The 18,814-nt window shown below is 64.0% G+C and carries 17 protein-coding genes and 2 pseudogenes; 13 read left to right on the forward strand and 6 right to left on the reverse strand.

Features of this window, described 5'->3' with window-relative positions:
* Positions 1-122 precede the first annotated feature (122 nt).
* The 8 genes and pseudogenes from ACO550_RS12790 to ACO550_RS12825 all read left to right on the forward strand — a co-directional run bounded on the left by ACO550_RS12790 (position 123) and on the right by ACO550_RS12825 (position 6,293).
* Positions 123-890 carry a glucose 1-dehydrogenase gene (locus tag ACO550_RS12790; RefSeq protein WP_315591991.1) on the forward strand — a complete coding sequence of 256 codons (768 nt, stop codon included), beginning with the start codon at positions 123-125 and terminating at the stop codon, positions 888-890.
* On the forward strand, positions 877-2,673 hold the full coding sequence (gene treF / locus ACO550_RS12795) for an alpha,alpha-trehalase TreF (RefSeq protein WP_315591990.1): 1,797 nt from the start codon (positions 877-879) through the stop codon (positions 2,671-2,673). Before ACO550_RS12790 ends, treF begins: the two co-directional genes overlap by 14 nt.
* Positions 2,674-3,090: 417 nt before the next feature.
* Positions 3,091-3,336: a hypothetical protein gene (locus tag ACO550_RS12800; RefSeq protein ID WP_315591989.1), complete on the forward strand. Its 246-nt coding sequence runs from the start codon at positions 3,091-3,093 to the stop codon at positions 3,334-3,336.
* Between the two features lie 14 nt (positions 3,337-3,350).
* A pseudogene (locus tag ACO550_RS12805) lies at positions 3,351-3,725 on the forward strand (PIN domain-containing protein); the annotation flags it as partial.
* Between the two features lie 163 nt (positions 3,726-3,888).
* Positions 3,889-4,329 (forward strand): Bug family tripartite tricarboxylate transporter substrate binding protein, encoded by a 441-nt coding sequence (locus ACO550_RS12810; RefSeq protein ID WP_315592110.1) that lies wholly within the window; start codon positions 3,889-3,891, stop codon positions 4,327-4,329.
* A pseudogene (locus ACO550_RS12815) lies at positions 4,257-4,907 on the forward strand (Bug family tripartite tricarboxylate transporter substrate binding protein); the annotation flags it as partial. The gene ACO550_RS12810 and the pseudogene ACO550_RS12815, both read left to right, overlap by 73 nt.
* On the forward strand, positions 4,900-5,805 hold the full coding sequence (locus ACO550_RS12820) for a PhzF family phenazine biosynthesis protein (RefSeq protein WP_315591988.1): 906 nt from the start codon (positions 4,900-4,902) through the stop codon (positions 5,803-5,805). The pseudogene ACO550_RS12815 and the gene ACO550_RS12820, both read left to right, overlap by 8 nt.
* A complete protein-coding gene (locus ACO550_RS12825) occupies positions 5,805-6,293 on the forward strand; it encodes an Atu1372/SO_1960 family protein (protein ID WP_315591987.1) in 489 nt (162 codons plus the stop codon). Before ACO550_RS12820 ends, ACO550_RS12825 begins: the two co-directional genes overlap by 1 nt.
* Positions 6,294-6,314: 21 nt before the next feature.
* On the opposite strand, the gene ACO550_RS12830 is transcribed toward ACO550_RS12825, so the two are convergent.
* From ACO550_RS12830 to ACO550_RS12840, 3 genes are all read right to left on the reverse strand, one after another.
* Complete coding sequence (locus ACO550_RS12830) at positions 6,315-7,109, reverse strand: helix-turn-helix domain-containing protein (protein WP_315591986.1); 795 nt, start codon at positions 7,107-7,109, stop codon at positions 6,315-6,317.
* 93 nt (positions 7,110-7,202) lie between these two features.
* Positions 7,203-7,886, reverse strand: a complete 684-nt coding sequence (locus tag ACO550_RS12835; RefSeq protein WP_315591985.1) for a Fe2+-dependent dioxygenase — start codon at positions 7,884-7,886, stop codon at positions 7,203-7,205.
* Between the two features lie 43 nt (positions 7,887-7,929).
* On the reverse strand, positions 7,930-10,200 hold the full coding sequence (locus ACO550_RS12840) for a TonB-dependent siderophore receptor (RefSeq protein WP_315591984.1): 2,271 nt from the start codon (positions 10,198-10,200) through the stop codon (positions 7,930-7,932).
* Between the two features lie 525 nt (positions 10,201-10,725).
* Between ACO550_RS12840 and ACO550_RS12845 the strand changes: the two genes are divergently transcribed.
* From ACO550_RS12845 to ACO550_RS12865, 5 genes are all read left to right on the forward strand, one after another.
* Positions 10,726-11,049 (forward strand): cupin domain-containing protein, encoded by a 324-nt coding sequence (locus tag ACO550_RS12845; RefSeq protein ID WP_315592108.1) that lies wholly within the window; start codon positions 10,726-10,728, stop codon positions 11,047-11,049.
* Positions 11,050-11,072: 23 nt separating this feature from the next.
* Positions 11,073-11,711: an MliC family protein gene (locus tag ACO550_RS12850; RefSeq protein WP_315591983.1), complete on the forward strand. Its 639-nt coding sequence runs from the start codon at positions 11,073-11,075 to the stop codon at positions 11,709-11,711.
* 142 nt (positions 11,712-11,853) lie between these two features.
* Positions 11,854-12,363 carry a sigma-70 family RNA polymerase sigma factor gene (locus tag ACO550_RS12855; RefSeq protein ID WP_315592107.1) on the forward strand — a complete coding sequence of 170 codons (510 nt, stop codon included), beginning with the start codon at positions 11,854-11,856 and terminating at the stop codon, positions 12,361-12,363.
* On the forward strand, positions 12,360-13,346 hold the full coding sequence (locus ACO550_RS12860) for a FecR domain-containing protein (protein ID WP_315591982.1): 987 nt from the start codon (positions 12,360-12,362) through the stop codon (positions 13,344-13,346). Before ACO550_RS12855 ends, ACO550_RS12860 begins: the two co-directional genes overlap by 4 nt.
* Positions 13,347-13,463: 117 nt before the next feature.
* Positions 13,464-15,926, forward strand: coding sequence for a TonB-dependent siderophore receptor (locus ACO550_RS12865; RefSeq protein WP_315591981.1), 2,463 nt, complete (start codon positions 13,464-13,466; stop codon positions 15,924-15,926).
* Between the two features lie 155 nt (positions 15,927-16,081).
* Here ACO550_RS12865 and ACO550_RS12870 read toward each other — a convergent pair whose 3' ends face one another.
* From ACO550_RS12870 to ACO550_RS12880, 3 genes are all read right to left on the reverse strand, one after another.
* Positions 16,082-17,047, reverse strand: coding sequence for an acyl-CoA dehydrogenase family protein (locus ACO550_RS12870; RefSeq protein WP_315591980.1), 966 nt, complete (start codon positions 17,045-17,047; stop codon positions 16,082-16,084).
* A 13-nt stretch (positions 17,048-17,060) separates the two neighbouring features.
* Positions 17,061-18,221, reverse strand: a complete 1,161-nt coding sequence (locus ACO550_RS12875) for an acyl-CoA dehydrogenase family protein (protein ID WP_315591979.1) — start codon at positions 18,219-18,221, stop codon at positions 17,061-17,063.
* A gap of 99 nt (positions 18,222-18,320) precedes the next feature.
* A complete protein-coding gene (locus ACO550_RS12880; RefSeq protein ID WP_315591978.1) occupies positions 18,321-18,788 on the reverse strand; it encodes a MaoC family dehydratase in 468 nt (155 codons plus the stop codon).
* Positions 18,789-18,814: the final 26 nt, after the last annotated feature.

Genomic DNA, 18,814 nt, shown 5'->3' on the forward strand with positions numbered 1-18,814 from the left:
CATCCATTTCGGAACCGTCTGACAGCCGGCCGTCACGTCCCATGGCAGGCTCGGTGCAGGGTTGAACTTTGCGCGTCGCGCACGGCTCTCACGCTGACACGGTACCCATGGGAGGCACTCACATGCGGTTGCAAGACAAGATAGCGTTGGTGACTGGCGGCGCCGGCGGCATTGGCCACGCCATCGCGCAACGGCTGGCACAAGAAGGCGCGGATATCGTTGTTGCAGTGCATCGGCATGATGCCGATGCCGACACCACGGCCAACGCCATCCGCGCAACGGGGCGCCGGGTGTGGATTGTGGCGGGCGATATCGGCGACCCGTCGCAAGCCTTCTCGATCATCGACCAGGGGCTGACCGAGGCCGGCACGCTCGATATCCTCGTCAACAATGCCGGCGTGGAGGTGCGTGCGCCATTCGTGGAGGTGACCGAGGCCGACTACGACCACGTGCTCGACACCAATCTCAAGGGTCCATTTTTCCTGACCCAGCGGTTCGTCAGGCACCTGGTCGACCGCAAGGCGCGCGGCAAGGTCATCAATATCAGTTCCGTTCACGAGGAACTGCCCTTCCCGCACTTCACGAGCTACTGCGCAAGCAAGGGAGGACTGCGCATGATGATGCGCAACCTGGCCATCGAACTCGCACCCGCCGGAATTACCGTCAACAACATCGCTCCGGGCGCGATCGAGACACCGATCAATCGCAAGCTGATGGCCGATCGCACCGAACTGCAGGCGCTGCTGGCGAACATCCCGCTGGCGCGGCTCGGCCGGCCGGACGAAGTGGCCGGACTGGCAGCCTATCTGGCAAGCGCGGACGCGGATTACATCACGGGCGCCACGCTGGTGATCGACGGCGGATTGCTCTGGAACTATGCGGAACAGTAACGTCGCGAGCGGAGACGGAACCCGCGTACCCCATCTCGTTGCCCAGACCGCCCCGGCCCAGGCCGACGCGGTGCCGCACCCCGCCGCGCGCAGCGGCGACGCCAACGATCGCGCTGCGCGGCCATCGCATTGTCATGCGCACGCGCCCTCGATCACCCATTTGCCAAGCCCGCAACCATGCGAGTTGCCAGGCTGCGCCGCAGCCGACGCGGTGTCGCCCGCGGAACGCTATGCGGAGCTGTTTGTCGATGTCCAGGCCAGCGGCATGTTCGCCGACAGCAAGACGTTTCCGGACTGCGCGCCACTGGCCGCGCCCGCAGACATTCTGGCGCGCTATCGCGAACAGCGCGATGCGCCAGGATTTTCTCTCGACGCGTTCGTGCGCGCTCATTTTGCGCGCGAGACCATTGCCGATGACCACTACGTTTCCGACCCGTACAACTCGTTGCGCGAGCATATCGACGGATTGTGGCCCGTACTGACGCGCGAACCGTCCGAGCATCCGCCGCTCTGTTCGCTGTTGCCGCTGCCACGCCCGTACGTGGTGCCGGGCGGCCGCTTTCGCGAGCTCTACTATTGGGATTCGTATTTCACGATGCTCGGCCTGGCGGCCAGCGGCCGGCATGACCTGCTGCACGCCATGGCAGACAACTTCGCGTACCTGATCGACACCTACGGCCTGGTGCCCAACGGCACGCGCTCCTACTACCTGAGCCGGTCGCAGCCGCCGGTATTCGCGCTGATGACCGACCTGTTCGAGGTCCACGGCGTCGATTCCGCGATACGTTACCTGCCGCAACTGGCACGCGAATACGCGTTCTGGATGGATGGCGCTGACCACCTGCAGCCCGGCAATGCATACCGGCGCGTGGTGCGACTGCCCGGCGGCGCGCTACTCAACCGCTATTGGGACGACCGTGCCCATCCGCGCGAGGAAGCCTATCTCGAGGATGTGGAAACCGCGCGGCATAGCGACCGGCCCGCGCACCTGGTGTTCCGCGACCTGCGCGCCGCGGCGGAGTCCGGTTGGGACTTCAGCTCGCGCTGGTGTGAACCGGGCATGACCGATGGACAACTAACCTGCGACCTCGCCACCATCCGCACCACGGCAATCCTGCCCGTCGATCTCAATGCCCTGCTCTGGCACACCGAATGCCGCCTGGCGGAGATGTCAGAACTATCGGGCGACCGGGCTGGCGCCACGCGCTATCGCGAGGCAGCGGACCGGCGCCGGCAAGCGGTCGAAGCCATCATGTGGGACGCCCACGCCGGCGCGTACTTCGACTTCGACTGGCATCGCGGCACGCTGCGCGAGCATCTATGCGCCGCCACGCTGATGCCCTTGTTCCTGGGACTTGCCGCGCCGGACCGGGCCGGGCCCATTGCGGACGCAGTGGCCTCCAGGCTGCTCGAGGAAGGGGGACTCGCCACCTCCGAGATCCGCTCCGGCGAACAATGGGATCGCCCGAACGGGTGGGCACCGCTGCAGTGGATCGGCATCGTCGGCTTGCGCCGCTATGGGCTTGATCCACTGGCGGATGACATTGCGCACCGTTGGCTCACCACGGTGTCGAGCCTGTACGAGCGCGAGTACAAGCTCGTGGAGAAATATCGCCTGCAGCCGCGCCAGGGCGCCGCGGAAGGTGGCAGCGGCGGTGAATATCCGCTACAGGACGGTTTTGGCTGGACCAACGGTGTGGTCAGCGCGCTACTGGCCCTTTACCCGTCGCATCCTGCGGTGCGCAGCGCAGCCGGTAGCCGGGCACCCGATGCCCAGCGGTGAGCATCGGTGCCGCAAGGCGTCGCGGTACGCGCACTGCCGCACATACGGAATTTGGTTCTTTTGTTCAGAACTTCTCGATTCAGCACGGCGAAGCCCGCAATGCACCGGCAACCATCAATAACTCATGTGAGTTATTGGTGCTTCAGGCAGCCGACGTCACACTTGCCGCAGGGTCATTCGACACGACCCGAAACGACTTGGCAACTCTTACTACCCCGACGATCCCGCGCGTCGGGGTATTTCTTTTGCATGGCGCTTGCCGTGCGCCACGTCCGCACGTCAACAGTCGCCCGCCCTTTCGCCTCCCTCTCACTTGCGCTGAATCAACAAAGAGTGCCTCGTCACACCTGGACACATATTTCGGGGTAATTCGCGTGCACGATGGCGCCTCGCTTATCACTCGTGAAGGAGGCGCATATGTTCGATCCCGACAACAACCCGGCCAACCCGTCCAATCCGTCCAATTCGTCCGGTCCGTCCAGTTCATCGACGCCTGGCACTGACGGCGTCTCGACTGTCGGCAACCAGCACGCAGCACAACGCCCCGCGCCGGCATCTTCGGACCGCGTACGGGCCACGCGCCGCAAATCGTTCGCGGCCTTCCTGATGTCGATACCTGCTGGCGACACGTTCGACGCGCAGGACTTCGCGCGCGTGCAATGACAGGGGTCTCAGCCATGTACCTCATCGACACCAATGTCATCAGCGAACGGCGCAAGGGCCGCCGGGCCAACGCCGGCGTCCAGGCATTTTTCGAAGAAGCGGAACTCGATGGCCAGCCGCTGTTCCTCTCCGTTGTCACCATGGGCGAGTTACGGCGCGGCGTCGAACTGAAGCGCTTCCGCGGCGACCGCCAGCAATGCCGCCTGCTGGACGAATGGCTGCTGGCCCTGCAGCGTCGTTATGCCGGCCATATCCTTGGCATCGATGGCCGGATCATCGACTTGTGGGGCCACCTTCGCGTGCCGCATCCCGAGCATGCACTGGACAAGCTGATTGCGGCGACGGCACTGATTCATGGACTTACCGTCGTTACGCGCAACGTACGCGACTTCCATCACACCGGCGCTCGTACGCTGGATCCGTTCAGCGACGAACCGCCCCGCTGTCGCATTCTGGATCCATGCATGTCGCATTCCGGTTTGGATGACACATGGCTGATCCATACACTCAATCCGCCACCGATCACCCTGATCGACCCGACGGAGAACGCCCATGTCATCCCTGCCAGACCACCCCCAAGGCAAAGCGCCCGGACACCGCAGCAAGCCCACGGCCTTGCTGCCCATCGTCGCCGCGGCGATCCTCACTGTCCCGGCTATTGCGGCGGCACAGGCATGGCCGTCAAAGCCACTGACACTGGTCGTGCCGTTCCCCGCGGGCGGTGGCACCGATCTCGTGGTTCGCTCTATCCAGCCTCTGCTGCAGCGCGAGCTTGGACAACCGGTAGTGATCGACAACCGCAGCGGCGCGGGCGGAACGATTGGCTCCACCTACGTGGCTCGCGCGGTCCCCGATGGCTATATACGGCTGGTGTGGTCACGACAAGTACTCATGCGGTCAGTGCCTCCGTCTATCCGAACCTGCCATATCAGCCCGCGCGCGACTTCGCTTACGCCGGATTCATCGGCACATCGCCCTATGTGCTGGCGGTGAACCGCTCGTTGCAGTCGGCCGATGCCAAGGCACTGATTGCCCGGCTCAGGACTGAAAAGGGAACCCAGTTCAGCTTTGGTTCGGTCGGCGTCGGCACCGTCTCCCATCTGATCGGCACGCAGTTCGGCAAGCTCGCGAATGTGCCACTGGTTCACGTGCCCTACCGCGGCGCGGCGCCCGCCTACACCGACCTGATTGGCGGGCAGGTACAGCTGATGTTCGACAATCCGGTCGGCCTTGCCCCTTATATCAAGGCTCAGAAGATTTCCGCGATTGCCACCACGGCGCCAACCACGCTGCTGGCCAATGTGCCAACCTTTGCAAGCCAGGGCATCCCGCATTTCGACCAGCAACTCTGGTACGGCGTGGCGTTTCCGAAAGGCACCGCGCCCGCCATCGTCGACAGGTTCAATGCCGCGCTGAACAAGGTATTGACGGACAAGGCGGTGGTTGCCGACCTGGCCGCCAAGGGCGTAACCGCCCATGCCGATACCCCGGCCGCCTTGCAGACCACGGTATTGAAGGACATTCCCTACTGGGGTGCGGTAGCGAAATCGGTAGGAGCCACGATTGAATAAGCCAGTGCCACTCAACGCCGAGGTAGCCGTGATCCGTGTCTTCGTGCGCGGTGCCGTCGGTGGCAACCCGGTACCACTTGTTGCCGATGCGCGGCACATGTCGACCGCCGACATGCAAGCGGTTGCAGCACGCCATGGCCATGAATCGGCCTTCGTGCTGCCGGCCACGCGCAGCGACTGCAACTGGCGCCTGCGCTTCTTCGTGCCGGCGCACGAAATGGAAATGTGCGGCCATGCCACCGTGGGCTCCATGTGGGCGCTGCGCCAATGGGGCCACTGGACCACGCCGACAGCGCGCGTGGAAACGCTCAGTGGCGTGGTGGATGTGGAGTGGGATAACGCCCGGCAGTGCGTGTGGATTTCGCAGCCACCAGCAACGTCGCGCGCGCTTGACGAAGCCGAATGTCAACTGGTGGCGGAGGTGCTCGGGCTACCGGGACAAGCGGCACGGCTTGCCATGCACAACGCGTCGACCAGCCGCATCAAGACCCTGGTCGCCCTGCCATCGGTGGCGATGCTCGATGCGCTGCGTCCTGACTTCGCGCGCATGGCGGAGGTCTGCAATACAATCGATTCAACCGGGCTCTACCCCTACGCCGCAGGTGAACCCGATGCCGATGGCGCACCGGTGTTCCATGCCAGACAGTTTCCGCGAGCGTCGGGATACCCCGAGGATGCCGCCACCGGCATCGCGGCCGCGGCGTTATGGGGATACCTGACCGACACTGGCCCTCTGGCATGCGCGGATGCCTCGCTGCCCTCTCTCGCTGTGCGGCAAGGCGATGCCATGGGCAGCCCTTCGGAAATCCACATCGCGCCGCGTTTCAATGCACAGGGACAACGGACCGGATGCTGGCTTAGCGGGCAGGTCGAATGGAGTGAATGGAGTAACCACTGATGAAAGAAACACCTGAACAGCGTCTGGCCGCGTCACAGTTCGCGCTGCCGGACCCGCCCACGCCGCGTGGCAACTACGCGCCGGTCTGCACCGTCGCGGTTGGCGGTCTGCAGTGGGTGTCGGTAGCCGGACAGGTAAGCCGGCAGAACGGTGTGGCCATGTCGGGACAATGCAGGACCGATGATGATATCGAGCCCGCACAGCGCGCAGCCGAAGTCGCCATGTGCAATGCACTGGCTGCATTGCGGCTTGCCTGCGGTGGTCATCTCGAGCGCGTCACGCAGATCGTCAGGCTACGCGGCTTTATCCGTGCTGCCCCGGAGTTCGCGCGGCACGCCACCGTGCTCGATGCCGCATCGCACGTCTTGCACCAGGCGTTTCCCGAACAGGCACTGCCAGCGCGCAGCGCTCTCGGTGTGGCAAGCTTGCCCGATCAGGCGTGGATAGAAGTGGAAATCGATGCGTTTGTCGCCATGCCTGACGCATGACGATGCGCGATGCATCGCACGCTACGATGGCGTCGTTTCCACCTCGCGCAACAGACGCCCGAGGTGGCCGCTGCTGGCAAACCCCAGTTGCACGCTGACGCTGGACAGCGAGCGCCCTTCTGCCAGCAGCGCGCGCGCATGCGCGGCCAGGGTCCGTCGCCGTAACGCCACCGGGCTGGCCTGGTACTCAAGCTGGCACGCACGCTGCAACTGCCGGATCGACACCCCGAATTCGCTCGCCACCTCGTCGATCGATGGTAGCGGCAACTCGGCTTCCAGCGCGGTAACAAAGCGGCGCACCATGCGACGCGCCAGCGACGCCGGCTCCTCAGGCAGCGTCAGCGCACGCCCGCCCAGGATCTGCTCGACGATGGCCCGCACCAGCAGTGCACCGCTGGTTCCGGAAAGGGTCGGAGCAAGCAAGGCATCGAGCATGGCGATGGTTGCAGCGTCGAGGCGCATGGCCCCAAACCGCTGGCACTTGCGCAGAAGTTCGGCGGGCAGGTAAAGCTCGCCATGCTGCTGGCGCCCCGGGCGCGACACCGTGAAGTGGGTGGTCGAGGTGGGTAGCAATAGTGCCGAGCCGCGCGCCAGCGTGGCGATGTGCGGATCGGCGCCGGCCTTGGTGCCAGCGGCATCCGCTACGTGCGGTTCATCGCGCCACACCGACCTCAGGCTGCCGAGCCGCGGCCATAGCAGCATGCCGCAATCGTGCGCATGCCATTCGCGCCGGAAATCGGGCTGGCGACTGTGGTGCAGCGCATAGCCGTGTTCGGCGGTCAGGTGCAGCTTCGGGGAAAGGCGGACATCGGCCATGGCAAGGATCGGACAGCAAGGAACCCATCGGGAGCTCGCCATCGATCATACGCCGTTGCCGCAAGACGCGCGGACTACTGTACTACCGGGCGTTCAGGCATCGGCCCAGCGCCGCAACAAGTTGTGGTAGACGCCGGTCAAGCCGATCACTGCCTCGTGCTCATGCCCGACGGCTGCCGAGACCTGGCGCAGGCGGTTGTCCAGTTCGAACAGCAACGTGCGCTGACCATCGTCGCGCACCATGCTCTGGATCCAGAAGAACGATGACACCCGGGCCCCGCGCGTGACTGGCGTCACGTGATGCACGCTGGTGGCCGGGTACAGCACCATATGCCCGGCCGGCAACTTGACGCGCTGCTGGCCGTAGGTGTCCTCGATGACCAGTTCGCCGCCATCATACTCATCGGGCTCGGTCAGGAACAGCGTGGCGGAGAGGTCGCTGCGGATGCGGAAATCGGTGCCACCGAGGTAGCGGATCGCGTTGTCGACGTGATTACCAAATGTCTGGCCGCCTTCGTAGCGGTTGAACAGCGGCGGGAACACCTTGAGCGGCAACGCCGCCGAAAAGAACAATGCACTGTTGGCCAGGGCGTCCTGGATCAGCGTGCCGACCTGCTGCGCTACCGGAGATCCCTCCGGCAACTGCAGGTTGTGCTTGGCCAGTGCCGACTGGTAGCCAGAGGTCTGGTTACCGTCGCTCCAGTCGGCCGCATCCATCAACGCGCGGCACTGGGCAACCTGGGCTTTGGACAGGACGTCCGGAATATGCAGCATCATGATGGCAAGAACTCCGGGGTTGCCCCCGGAGTATCGGCTGGGCTTAGAAACGGAAGTTGGCCGTCAGCATACCAAAGCGTCCCGGCGCCAGCGCCGCATAGTGCGCGGTGAAGGCCTTGGTGTAGTAGGTCTTGTCGAACAGGTTCTGCACGTTGAGCTGCAGCGTCAGGTTCTTGTTCACACGGTAGGCCGCCATCGCGTCGAAGCGCCAGTACGCCGGCACATAGAGCGAGTTGGCAGGATTGCCGTAGACCTTGCTCACGTAGTACGCGCCGCCACCGATCGTCAGCGCCGGCAGCACCTGGTACGTCGACCACAGGCTGAAGCTGTTTTTCGGCGTGTTCGGGAACTGGTTGCCGTCGTTGGCCGCGTTGGCCGCCACCGGACCATTGTTCTTCAGTTCGCTGTCCAGGTAGGTATAGCCACCGAACAGGCTCCACTTGTCGGTCACGTTGCCGGCAAAGCCCAGTTCGAAGCCACGCACCTGCTGCTTGCCAACGTTCTGCGTGGTGTTGGCATCGACGGCAACGCGCGCATTGTCCTTGTCGATCTGGAAGATCGCACCGGTCAGCGACAGGCGGCGGTCAAGCAGGTCCCACTTCGTGCCAAGTTCCCACGCACGGCTGCGCTCCGGATCCAGGCTCTGGATCTGCGCCGAGAGGTTGTCGGACCCGTCGCCATTCGACGTACCCGGCGGCGTCGATGCCGTGCCGTACGACAGGTAGATGCTGCCAATCTCCACCGGCTTGTAGACGATGCCGGCCTGGTAGTTGAAGAAGCTCGAGTTGTTGGCCAGGCTGACCGCGGCCACCGCCGCACCGGTATTCGGGTTGTTGTAGGCTGGCGTGAACGAGCTGGTGCGATAGCTGTCGTAGCGGATGCCACCATTGACGAGCCATTGCTTCGTCAGCTCGACCGTGTCGAACAGGTACACCGAGCGCGTATCGGTCTTGGTCTTCTGGGTGTAGCCCATCTTGCCGACCTTGCCGGTCCAGATATCGCCCGGGTTCGGGTTGTACAGGTTCGTGCAGTCACCGCTGGCCAGCAGCGAGGCATTGCAGGTGTTGCCCGCCCCACCGCCCGGCACCACGTTGTAAGGCGTGTTGTCGGTATCGTCGCGGCTGAATTCGAAACCGAACAGCACCGAGTGCTTGAGACGGCCGGTATCGAACTTGGCAATGAAATCGGTCTGGTTGATCAGCGTGTCGGTCGCGGAATCGCGGTTCTTGCTGCTGCGGTAGACATACCCGTTGGCCACGTTGCCACGGCTGTCGTCAGGGTTGGTGACGATGTAGTCGTTGGTGCTGCGACCCCAGCGCGTGGTGTTGCGGAAGGTCAGCTTCTCGCTGAATTCGTGCTGGACGATGGCCGTGGCAATGTCGGACTGCGTGTGCTGGAAGTCGCGGTTCACCAGGCCGTAGAAGTTGTTGCGGTTCACGTTGACCGGCGCCGACGGGTTCGCCTTCGACGACTGCGCGGCCGGACGCGCATACGGAATGCTGTAGTCCGGCATGTTCTGGCCCTGCAGGTGGTAGTAGGACAGCGTGACCTTGGTCGGGCTGTTCAGGCCGAACGTGACCGACGGCGCGAAGCCCCACGAGTGCCCGCCCACCGCTTCGCGGCCCGGCGTGTTGGCATCCATCGCCATCGCATTCAGGCGCAGGCCGGTGTTGTCGTTGAGCACATAGTTGCCGTCGAGCGTGGCGCGCTTGTACGCGTCGGTGCCCAGGCCGACCGAACCCTGCACGAAGTTGTCCCTGGTCGGCAGCTTGGTCGCGAGATTGATCATGCCGCCCACCGAGCCCTTGCCACCGTACGCGGAGCTGGGCCCCTTGATGACTTCGATGTTCTCGATGTTGAACGTGTCGCGCGTTTGCGAACCCGCATCGCGAGCACCGTCCACGAAGATGCTGGCTCCCGAGTCAAAGCCACGGATGAACGGACGGTCGCCAATCGGGTTGCCACCCTCGCCCGCGCCAAACGTGATACCGGGTGTGGTGCGCAGCGCGTCCTGCAGGGAATTGGAGCCCGATTGCTGGATCACTTCGGCAGGCACCACGGTTACTGACTTGGGCGTGTCCAGCAGCGGGGCCGTGAATTTCGGCGATTCGGCGGTATCGACCTTGTACCCGTCTTCGCGCACGGCCTTGACCGTTACGCCTTGCAGTTGCTGCACCGGGCTCCCGGTGTTCTGCGCGGTGGTGGCGGCGACGGTCTCTTGCGCGGCGGCTCCCTGCATGGCCATTGCGGCCATCGGACCGGCGAGCGCCGTCACCAGCACATTGGGCCGGAATACCTCCGAATACTTGCTCATTCTTACTTCCCCGTGGATTGCTTTGTTGTTGTCTGCCTGTCATGGCTTGCAGACATTCGAACGCGCGCTGATTGCCGCGCTTTTCCTCTTCGGGGCGCGATTGTAGGCTCGTGTAAATAAAAACACAAATGCGAATCATTCTCGTACAAACACAACATGGACATCGCTTTGTACTGAAATAATTTGCCGCTTTCAGCACTTATCGATCTAACGTCGCGCATTTATACCTAACCTCGCTGGGTACACGCGCTTCATCAGTCGGCAATAACCTGTAACGGTTAGTAATAAATTGTGTTGATCAAGCAACGATTGTGTTGCCAAGCATCATGCCGGATAGGCAATACATGGACTTCGGAACCGGGCCTCGCAGTTGCGGAATTCCGGGCAGGTCTACATCGGACGGCTACACTTACGGCTCAAACACCGATCTCCGTTTTCACCGTGTCCAGTCTCAACGAGCCCTCTTCCCCGGCTGCCGCCCAGTCAGACGTATCCCTCGCCGATTTCCGCGCCACCGTTGTTCCGGTGCACGACCGTCCGCGGCCAGACCGGCTGGTCACCGGCAATCCCGATCGCACGACGTGGACGCACTACAGCGCCGCGCATGGCGACTTCGATTGCGGCATCTGGGCATGCGAACCCGGTGCATGGCGCATCGCGTTCCCCGCCGGCAAGGAAGAGTTCTTCGTGGTGATCAGTGGCCGGTTGCGCATCACGAGCCAGGCCGGCGATGCGCGCGAGTTCGGCCCTGGCGACGCTTGCGTGATTCCCGCCGGCTTTACAGGTGTCTTCGAAGTCATCGAAACCGTGCGCAAGCACTTTGTCGTGATCGACCGCAACGCGGGGTAAGCGCGCCCGCAGGAGCCCCTGCCATGACCAGACGTCTCGTCTTTCTGACCTGCATGCCGGCAGCACTGGGCGCGGCCGGCACGGTACTGGCAGCCACGCCAAGCTTCGATTGCAAGAAAGCCGAGGCGCAGGTCGAGCAACTGGTCTGCAAGGACGACACGCTGGCCAGACTCGATCGCGAAACCACGCGGCTCTACGGCCTGGCCCTCGACGCACGCTCGCTGCCCAATGCGCAGAAGAAGTCGCTGCTGGCTGAACAGCGTGGCTGGATCAAGGGCCGCAACGACTGCTGGAAGTCTGACGACGCCCGGACCTGCACCGCGAACCAATACCTGCAGCGCATCTACGACCTGCGCCACATGTACGCAGGCGCCCGCACGCAAGACGACCGAGGCATCAGCCGCGGCCCGTTCAATATCCGCTGCCCTGGCGTGGATGCAGTGATCGCCGGCACCTTCGTGCAGACCAACCCGGGCTACGCCTACCTGCGCTGGCTCGACCAGCAACTGGTGCTCCAGCAAACGCCCGCCGCATCCGGCGCGCGCTATGCCGCAACGCTCAACGATGGCGAAGCACTGTTCTGGGACAAGGGCCCCGACGCCCAATTGACGCTGCCCGGCAAGCCGGAAACCAGTTGCCGCGTGGAAATGACCGGCAACTGAACTGCGTCCTGGCGTGGTGCACATGCGACGGCCAGCCCCAATCCACCCATGTCTGCATTGCCTGATGCAGAACAGCTCCATATAATAACGATTCTCATTTCCAATGAATCGTACGGCCGGTCGCGGCAACAAGGAACGGATGATGGCCGCCGACGCAGGTCCGCATCAAGACATTCACGCGCTTTACAGCAACCACCATCGCTGGCTGCTGGGCTGGTTGCATCGCAAGGTGGGCTGCTGGCATCGCTCGGCAGACCTCGCGCATGACACCTTCATGCGCCTGCTCGCCCGTGAAGAGACGCCGTCGATTCTTGAACCCCGTGCTTTCCTGACCACCGTGGCGCAGCGTGTCATGGCCAACCAGTGGCGCCGCGACAAGCTGGAACAGGCCTACCTTGAAGCGCTGGCCCTTCAGCCGCCGGCCCTGGTGCCCTCGGTTGAAGAACGCGCGATCCTGCTCGAAACGCTGCAGGAGATCGCTGCGCTGCTTGATGGCCTGCCAGTTCCCGTGAAGCGCGCGTTCCTGATGGCACAACTCGAAGGACTGAGCCAGGCCGAGATCGCGACCGCGCTGAAAATTTCCGTCACGACTGTGAAACGCTACCTGGTACGCGCCGGCACGCAGTGCTATTTCGCGATGGCCGACGCATGAGCGGCCAAACCTCCGCAGTGCCGGCCATCCCGCCTGCAGTCGCGCGCACCGCGGTCGAATGGCTGGTTACGCTACAGGGCGACGATGCCGACGACGCAACGCACGCGGCATGGCGCCGCTGGCTCGACCAGCACCCCGACCATGCGCGTGCCTGGACCCATATCGAAGCCGTGAACGCGCGCCTGCGCGGCGTGGCGTCGCCACTGGCCACCGCCGTGGCCCGCGCCGCGCTGACGCCGCCGCATTCCGCCGGTCGCCGCAGCGCGATTCGCGCGCTCACCGTACTGTTCATGGCAGGCGGCGCCGCGTGGATGTCGCGTGAGCACACGCCGCTGCAAGGCTGGCTGGCCGATGCACACACCGCGGTTGGCGCGCAACGCGCGCTCACACTCGATGACGGCACCCGCGTACACCTGAACACCGATACCGCCATCGATATCCGGTTCTCTTCGACCGAGCGCCGCATCGTCCTGCAGCGCGGCGAAATCCTGATCGAGACCGCCCGCGATGCCTTTAACCCGCCGCGCCCGTTCCTTGTCGCCACACGCGACGCGGTGCTGCGTCCGCTCGGAACACGCTTCGCGGTGCGGCAGTTGTCCGATGCGGGATGGATCGGCGTCACCGAAGGTGCCGTTGCCGTACGTCCTGCCGATGCCACCGCCGCCGAACGCGTGATTCAGGCCGGACAGGCGGCACACTTCACCGCAGTCCGTGTCGATGCACCATCGCCGCTCGTCGACACTGCCATGGCATGGACCGACGGCATGGTGGTCGCCGCGGACATGCGGCTCGATGCATTCCTGGCCGAAGTCGATCGCTACCGTCCAGGCCGGCTGCGCTGCGACCCGGCCGTGGCAAACCTGCGTGTCTCCGGCACCTTCCCGGTGGCCAACACCGATCGCATCCTCGATGCGCTGCGCAGCATGCTGCCAGTACGCGTGCACTTCCTGACGCGGTACTGGACCAGCGTCCTGCCTGCCTGATCAAATTTCCTGAAAATTTTTTGCTGCAAGGTGGTCTGTTCCGGATTCTCGCGTGACATAGGAGGTGAAAGCCTTCTTTGTCGCCATCCTTGTCGAAATCCCAGCCGCTCCACTCCGATGCAGTCTCAGAACCACCTTGCGCCTTCGCGCCGCCGTTCCTCGCTTGTTCTCAAGCACTCGATATTGCTGGCTGCCCTGCACACTGCCGGCCTGCTCTGGCATGGCACCGCACAGGCACAACCGGCAGTCAGCGAATCGGCTGCTGCAAGCCGTGCCTATGACATTCCGGCCGGGCCGCTGCAAGCCACGCTCAACCGCTTCGGGCGCGAAGCCGGCATCCTGCTTGCCTTTACGCCCGAGCAAACCGCCAACCGGCAAAGTCCCGGCCTGCGCGGCCAGTACGGTGTGGCCGCAGGGCTGACCGCGATCCTGCAAGGGAACGAACTCGCGGCAGCGGCGCAGCCCGATGGCAGCTACATTCTGGTGCGCAGGGTCACGCAGGCGGACACGGCGGCCTCCGGCGACATTGCATCGCTACCCGCGGTGACGGTCAGCGCCAACATGGAGAGCTATCGCGCACCGGATGCCGCCGGCGTCCTGCGCTCGGACCTGCCGATCATCGATACGCCGCAGGCCGTCAACATCGTGCCCGCGCAGGTCATGAACGACCAGCGTCCGCGTAATCTCGACGACGCGCTGAAGAACGTCAGCGGCATCACCCAGGGCAATACGCTGGCGGGCACCATGGATGCGGTCATGAAGCGTGGCTTCGGCGACAACCGCGATGGGTCGATCATGCACAACGGCATGCCGCTGGTACAAGGGCGCGGCCTGAACGCCGCCGCCGACAGCGTAGAGGTGCTCAAGGGCCCCGCCTCGCTGCTCTACGGCATCATGGATCCCGGTGGCGTGATCAACGTAGTGCCCAAGCGGCCATCGCTGCAACGCGCGACATCGCTGTCGCTGCTCGGCACCACCTATGGCCACGGCAAGAACGGCGCGGGCGGCACGCTCGACACCACCGGCCCGATTGGCACGTCCGGGCTGGCCTACCGGCTGGTGGCGGACTATATCGACGAAGACTACTGGCGCAACTTTGGCCAGCACCGCGAAACCCTGATCGCGCCGTCGCTGGCCTGGTACGGCAAGGACACGCAGGTCAACCTGTCCTACGAGTATCGCAAGTTCCTGTATCCGTTCGACCGTGGTACCGCGCTCGATCCGCGCACGCTGGAACCGCTGCCGATTCCAAGCCGCCGCCGCATCGACGATGTACTCAACGAGATGAACGGCGAATCGCACCTGGCCCAGCTGACCGTCGATCACCAGTTCAATGCCGACTGGCGCGGCCACTTTGGCTACAGCTACAACCGCGAGGGCTACGATGCCGGCCAGCTGCGCAACACCGCGGTCAATCCGGTCACCGGCGTTTTGACCCGCAGCAATGACGCCACCCACGGTGCGCTGGCCACCGACAGCTATGGCATTGCCTATGTCAGCGGCAATGTTCGCGCGGCCGGCATGCGGCACGAACTGCAGATTGGCGTCGATAGCGAGTACCGTCGTATCTATCGCCGCGACCTGCTGCGCCAGCGGGCCACCGCCGCGTTCAACTACCTGAATCCGACCTACGGCCTCGAGGTTCCCTCCACGACTGTTTCAGCCAGCGACAGCGACCAGACGGACACGCTGCACACTACCTCGCTATTCCTGCAGGACAGCATTTACCTGACCGACAAATGGATTCTGGTGGCCGGCGCACGCTACCTGACCTACAGCCAGGTGGCCGGCCGTGGCCGGCCCTTTGTCACGAATACCGATGTATCAGACCAGAAGTGGCTGCCACGCGCGGGGCTGGTCTACAAATGGACCCCGGCGGTGTCCACATACGTCAGCTATACCCAGTCGCTGAAGCCAAACTCAACAATCGCGCCACTGAGCGGCGGTACGGTCATCGACTCGTCGATCGCCCCCGAGCAGGCCACGTCATGGGAGCTCGGCACCAAGGTGGACCTGGCCAGCGGACTCAGCGGCACGCTGGCACTGTTCAATATCGACAAACGCAATGTGCTGGTATCGCAGTACAACACGAGCACGGGCCTGACCGACTGGCGCACCGCAGGCAAGGCACGTTCGCGCGGTGTGGAACTGGACCTCACGGGCCAGATCGGCCGGCGCTGGAACGTCATTGCCAGCTACGCCTATATCGATGCCAAGACCACCGAGGACCCCCAGTACGCCGGCAACCGATTGTGGAACGTGGCCGAGCATACGGCGTCGCTGTCCGCGGTCTACGACTTCGGCCAGATCTTCGGTGGCGACCGTCTGCGCCTGGGTGGCGGCGCGCGCTATGTGGGCAACCGCCCCGGCGATTCGGCCAATAGCTTCATGTTGCCGGCCTATACGATCTTCGACGCCTTCGCCACGTACGAAACGCGCATTGGCGGCCAGAAGGTACGCTTCCAGCTCAATGCGAAGAACCTGTTCAACCGCGTGTACTACCCGTCCGCTGTGAACCAGCTCAACGTGGCAATCGGCGACGCGCGCCAGGTGTCGCTGCTAACAACGTTTGAATTCTGATGTCCAGCTCCCCTCTCCCGCGGCGCGGGAGAGGGGTTGGGGGAGAGGGCATGGCGTTCTGCTTGCCAACTAGTCGCGTTTTGAACCGCTGACCCTCTCCCCCGCCCCTCTCCCGCGCGCGGGAGAGGGGAGAAAATCAAGGGCATAATCAACTCTTACACGACCTCGCCACACCATCCACGAATCAGATCCACCGCACCGCCTTCCGACTCGCACGCCGTCATGCCGATCTCGCGTGCCCAGTACCGCTCGGACCCGTCGGCCATGCGCCATGCGTGCAGACGCCTTGTGTAGCACTGCAGATCGTATTCCCCGGTAATGCCGATTGCGCCATGCACGGCGTGGGCGATCGATGTGACCGGCGTCACCGCTTCGGACGCATTGAACTTGCCGATGGCCGCGTGCAAGCGAGCGGGCTGCCAACCTTGCGCGCAACAGGCGATCTGCGCGGCCATGCGCGCGGCTGCCACGTGCTCGGCCATGACACTGATCTGATGCTGGATTGCCTGGAACTTGCCGATATGGCGGCCAAACTGCTCGCGGTCATTGGCATATTGCAGCGTCAGGTCGAAGACACGTGCCATCGCACCGGCCATCTGTGCCGCGTGCAAGGCCGCCCCAATCGTGCGCAGCGTACCGGCAGGCAATGCAAACATCGACACAGGCGTGCAAGCCAGACTGACCGTGAGATCGCTGTGGATGCCCGTTGGCGCAATGTCAGCCGCGTCGCGATGCACCAGACCCGCATCGCCGCCCTGCTGCACCAGGAACCAGGTCGCCGTGGCGCCATCCGCAACATGCGTGCGCGGCTGCCCATCGAAGCCTGCCAGCGCAATCGGCTCGACGGGCGGCGCAATGCCTGCCGCGTGCAGTACGGCACGCGCAAACATTGACTGTGCCAGCGGCACTGGCAACGTGTAATAGCCCATCGTCAGAAGCATGGGCAGCACCTCGGACAACCCCAGCCCCATATCGGGCAACAGGCTGTCAACGAAGCCGCTTTCCTGCAGGGGTTTCCACAGCACGGCGGCATCCGCACCGCGCTCCAGTTCACGCACAATCGCCGGTGTGCAATGGTCGCGCAGCACCGCTTCCAACGCATCCGAATAGATGTTTTCCAATTGCAGTCTCCCGTCAGCGCAAGCCCAGCCCACGCGCAATCATCCCGCGCAGGATCTCGCGCGTGCCACCGCGCAGCGAATACGTTGGCGATATCTGGCTGACATAGGCCACGGTCCGATACAGGTCCGCATCCGCGGCCAGAGCGGCATCGTCACCGAGCGCGGCCTCGGCCAACGCGCCGATCGATTGCTCGAGTTCGGTGCCCAGATCCTTGACCAGCGCGGCCTCCACCAGCGGACTTTCGCCCGCCGCCAGCCGGGCAGTTACCGCCAGCGACATCGCGCGCAGTACGGCAAGGCGCCCGACGATCCGGCCGATCGTCACGGTATCCCGTTGCACGGCAGGCAGCCGACGTAGCGCGGCAATCCAGGTATCGAGCAGCACCACACTCGAATACAGGCGCTCCGGCCCGCTGCGCTCGAATGCCAGTTCCGCGTTGACCTGCTCCCAGCCGGCACCTTCCTGACCAATCAATGCGTCGGCCGGCAACCAGACGTCTTCGAAGCTGACCTCCGAGAAATGCGCATCGCCGGCCAGATCGCGAATCGGACGCACCGTGACGCCTGGGGCCGACAGGTCGACGATCACCTGCGACAAGCCCTCCTGCCGATCACCGGTCTCGCCGGAGGTGCGCACCAGCGCCAGCATGAAATGGCAACGATCGGCATTGGTGGTCCAGATCTTGCGGCCGTTGAGCCGCCATCCGCCGTCAGGCTGCGGCCTGGCGCGCGTGGTCACGCTGGCCAGGTCCGAACCTGAGTTGGGCTCGCTCATGCCGATGCAGAAGAACGCTTCTCCGCGGCAGATGCGCGGCAGATAGAACGCGCGCTGCGCGTCGTTGCCGTAGCGCAGGATCAGCGGACCACTTTGCCGGTCCGCAATCCAGTGCGCCGACACGGGAGCGCCACATGCCAGCAACTCTTCCACCAGCACGAAACGCGCGAAGGCATCCAGCCCTGCGCCACCATACCGTACGGGCAACGTGATGCCGACCCAGCCGCGTTGCGCCAGCGCACGGCTGAATTCCGCGTCGAATCCCATCCACGAACGCGCACGTGCATCGGGCGGCAGCGCGGGAAGATGATCGTGGAGAAATGCCTTGACCTCGCGCCGGAACGCCGCAGCCTCGGGCGGCAAGGTGGTCAATGCGAAAGTGCCGAACAGGGAACGCAAGGTCGACTCCTCGATAGGCGTCGTGGCCGGAATGACTACCACCTGCTCCCCTCTCCCGCGTGCGGGAGAGGGGCCGGGGGAGAGGGCCAGCAGTTCAAACTAGACAGACTTGCCCGCCAGCAACCGACGCGCTGTATAGGTCATCACGGTCTCGTTACGCTGGTTGAAGACTTCGATCGACGAATCCACCACCGCGCGCCCGCTTTTCGATGTGGGACGGATACCGGTCACCGTGATCCGTGCATGGATCGTGTCGCCCACCAGCACCGGCCCAAGGATCTTCTGCGTCAGTTCGAGCATGGCCAGCCCGGTACCCTGGATCATGGTCTGCAGGATAAAACCTTCGATCAACGAATACGTCAGCGCGGCCGGCACGGGTCGCCCCTTGATGGCGCCCGCCTCATACCCTTCCTCGATAAAGATCGCCTCGAGCATGCCCGTCACCGAGATAAAGTTGACCAGGTCGGTCTCGGTTACCGTGCGCCGGAACGTATCGAATACCTGCCCTTCCTGGATGTCCTGCCAGTAGAAGCCCTGCCCGAGCCGTTGCGGCCGTGTATCGGTCATGTCGTCTCCGTGGTATCGAGTTGGAA

The organism is Cupriavidus sp. (assembly GCF_057315035.1).

Coding starts and splice junctions, on each gene's coding strand:
- ACO550_RS12835 (WP_315591985.1), bottom strand. CDS start 7,886: ATGATGCTGCATATTCCGGACGTCCTGTCCAAAGCCCAGGTTGCCCAG.
- ACO550_RS12825 (WP_315591987.1), top strand. CDS start 5,805: ATGAAAGAAACACCTGAACAGCGTCTGGCCGCGTCACAGTTCGCGCTG.
- ACO550_RS12830 (WP_315591986.1), bottom strand. CDS start 7,109: ATGGCCGATGTCCGCCTTTCCCCGAAGCTGCACCTGACCGCCGAACAC.
- ACO550_RS12855 (WP_315592107.1), top strand. CDS start 11,854: ATGGCCGCCGACGCAGGTCCGCATCAAGACATTCACGCGCTTTACAGC.
- ACO550_RS12880 (WP_315591978.1), bottom strand. CDS start 18,788: ATGACCGATACACGGCCGCAACGGCTCGGGCAGGGCTTCTACTGGCAG.
- ACO550_RS12800 (WP_315591989.1), top strand. CDS start 3,091: ATGTTCGATCCCGACAACAACCCGGCCAACCCGTCCAATCCGTCCAAT.
- ACO550_RS12840 (WP_315591984.1), bottom strand. CDS start 10,200: ATGAGCAAGTATTCGGAGGTATTCCGGCCCAATGTGCTGGTGACGGCG.
- ACO550_RS12850 (WP_315591983.1), top strand. CDS start 11,073: ATGACCAGACGTCTCGTCTTTCTGACCTGCATGCCGGCAGCACTGGGC.
- ACO550_RS12860 (WP_315591982.1), top strand. CDS start 12,360: ATGAGCGGCCAAACCTCCGCAGTGCCGGCCATCCCGCCTGCAGTCGCG.
- treF (WP_315591990.1), top strand. CDS start 877: ATGCGGAACAGTAACGTCGCGAGCGGAGACGGAACCCGCGTACCCCAT.
- ACO550_RS12865 (WP_315591981.1), top strand. CDS start 13,464: ATGCAGTCTCAGAACCACCTTGCGCCTTCGCGCCGCCGTTCCTCGCTT.
- ACO550_RS12810 (WP_315592110.1), top strand. CDS start 3,889: ATGTCATCCCTGCCAGACCACCCCCAAGGCAAAGCGCCCGGACACCGC.
- ACO550_RS12790 (WP_315591991.1), top strand. CDS start 123: ATGCGGTTGCAAGACAAGATAGCGTTGGTGACTGGCGGCGCCGGCGGC.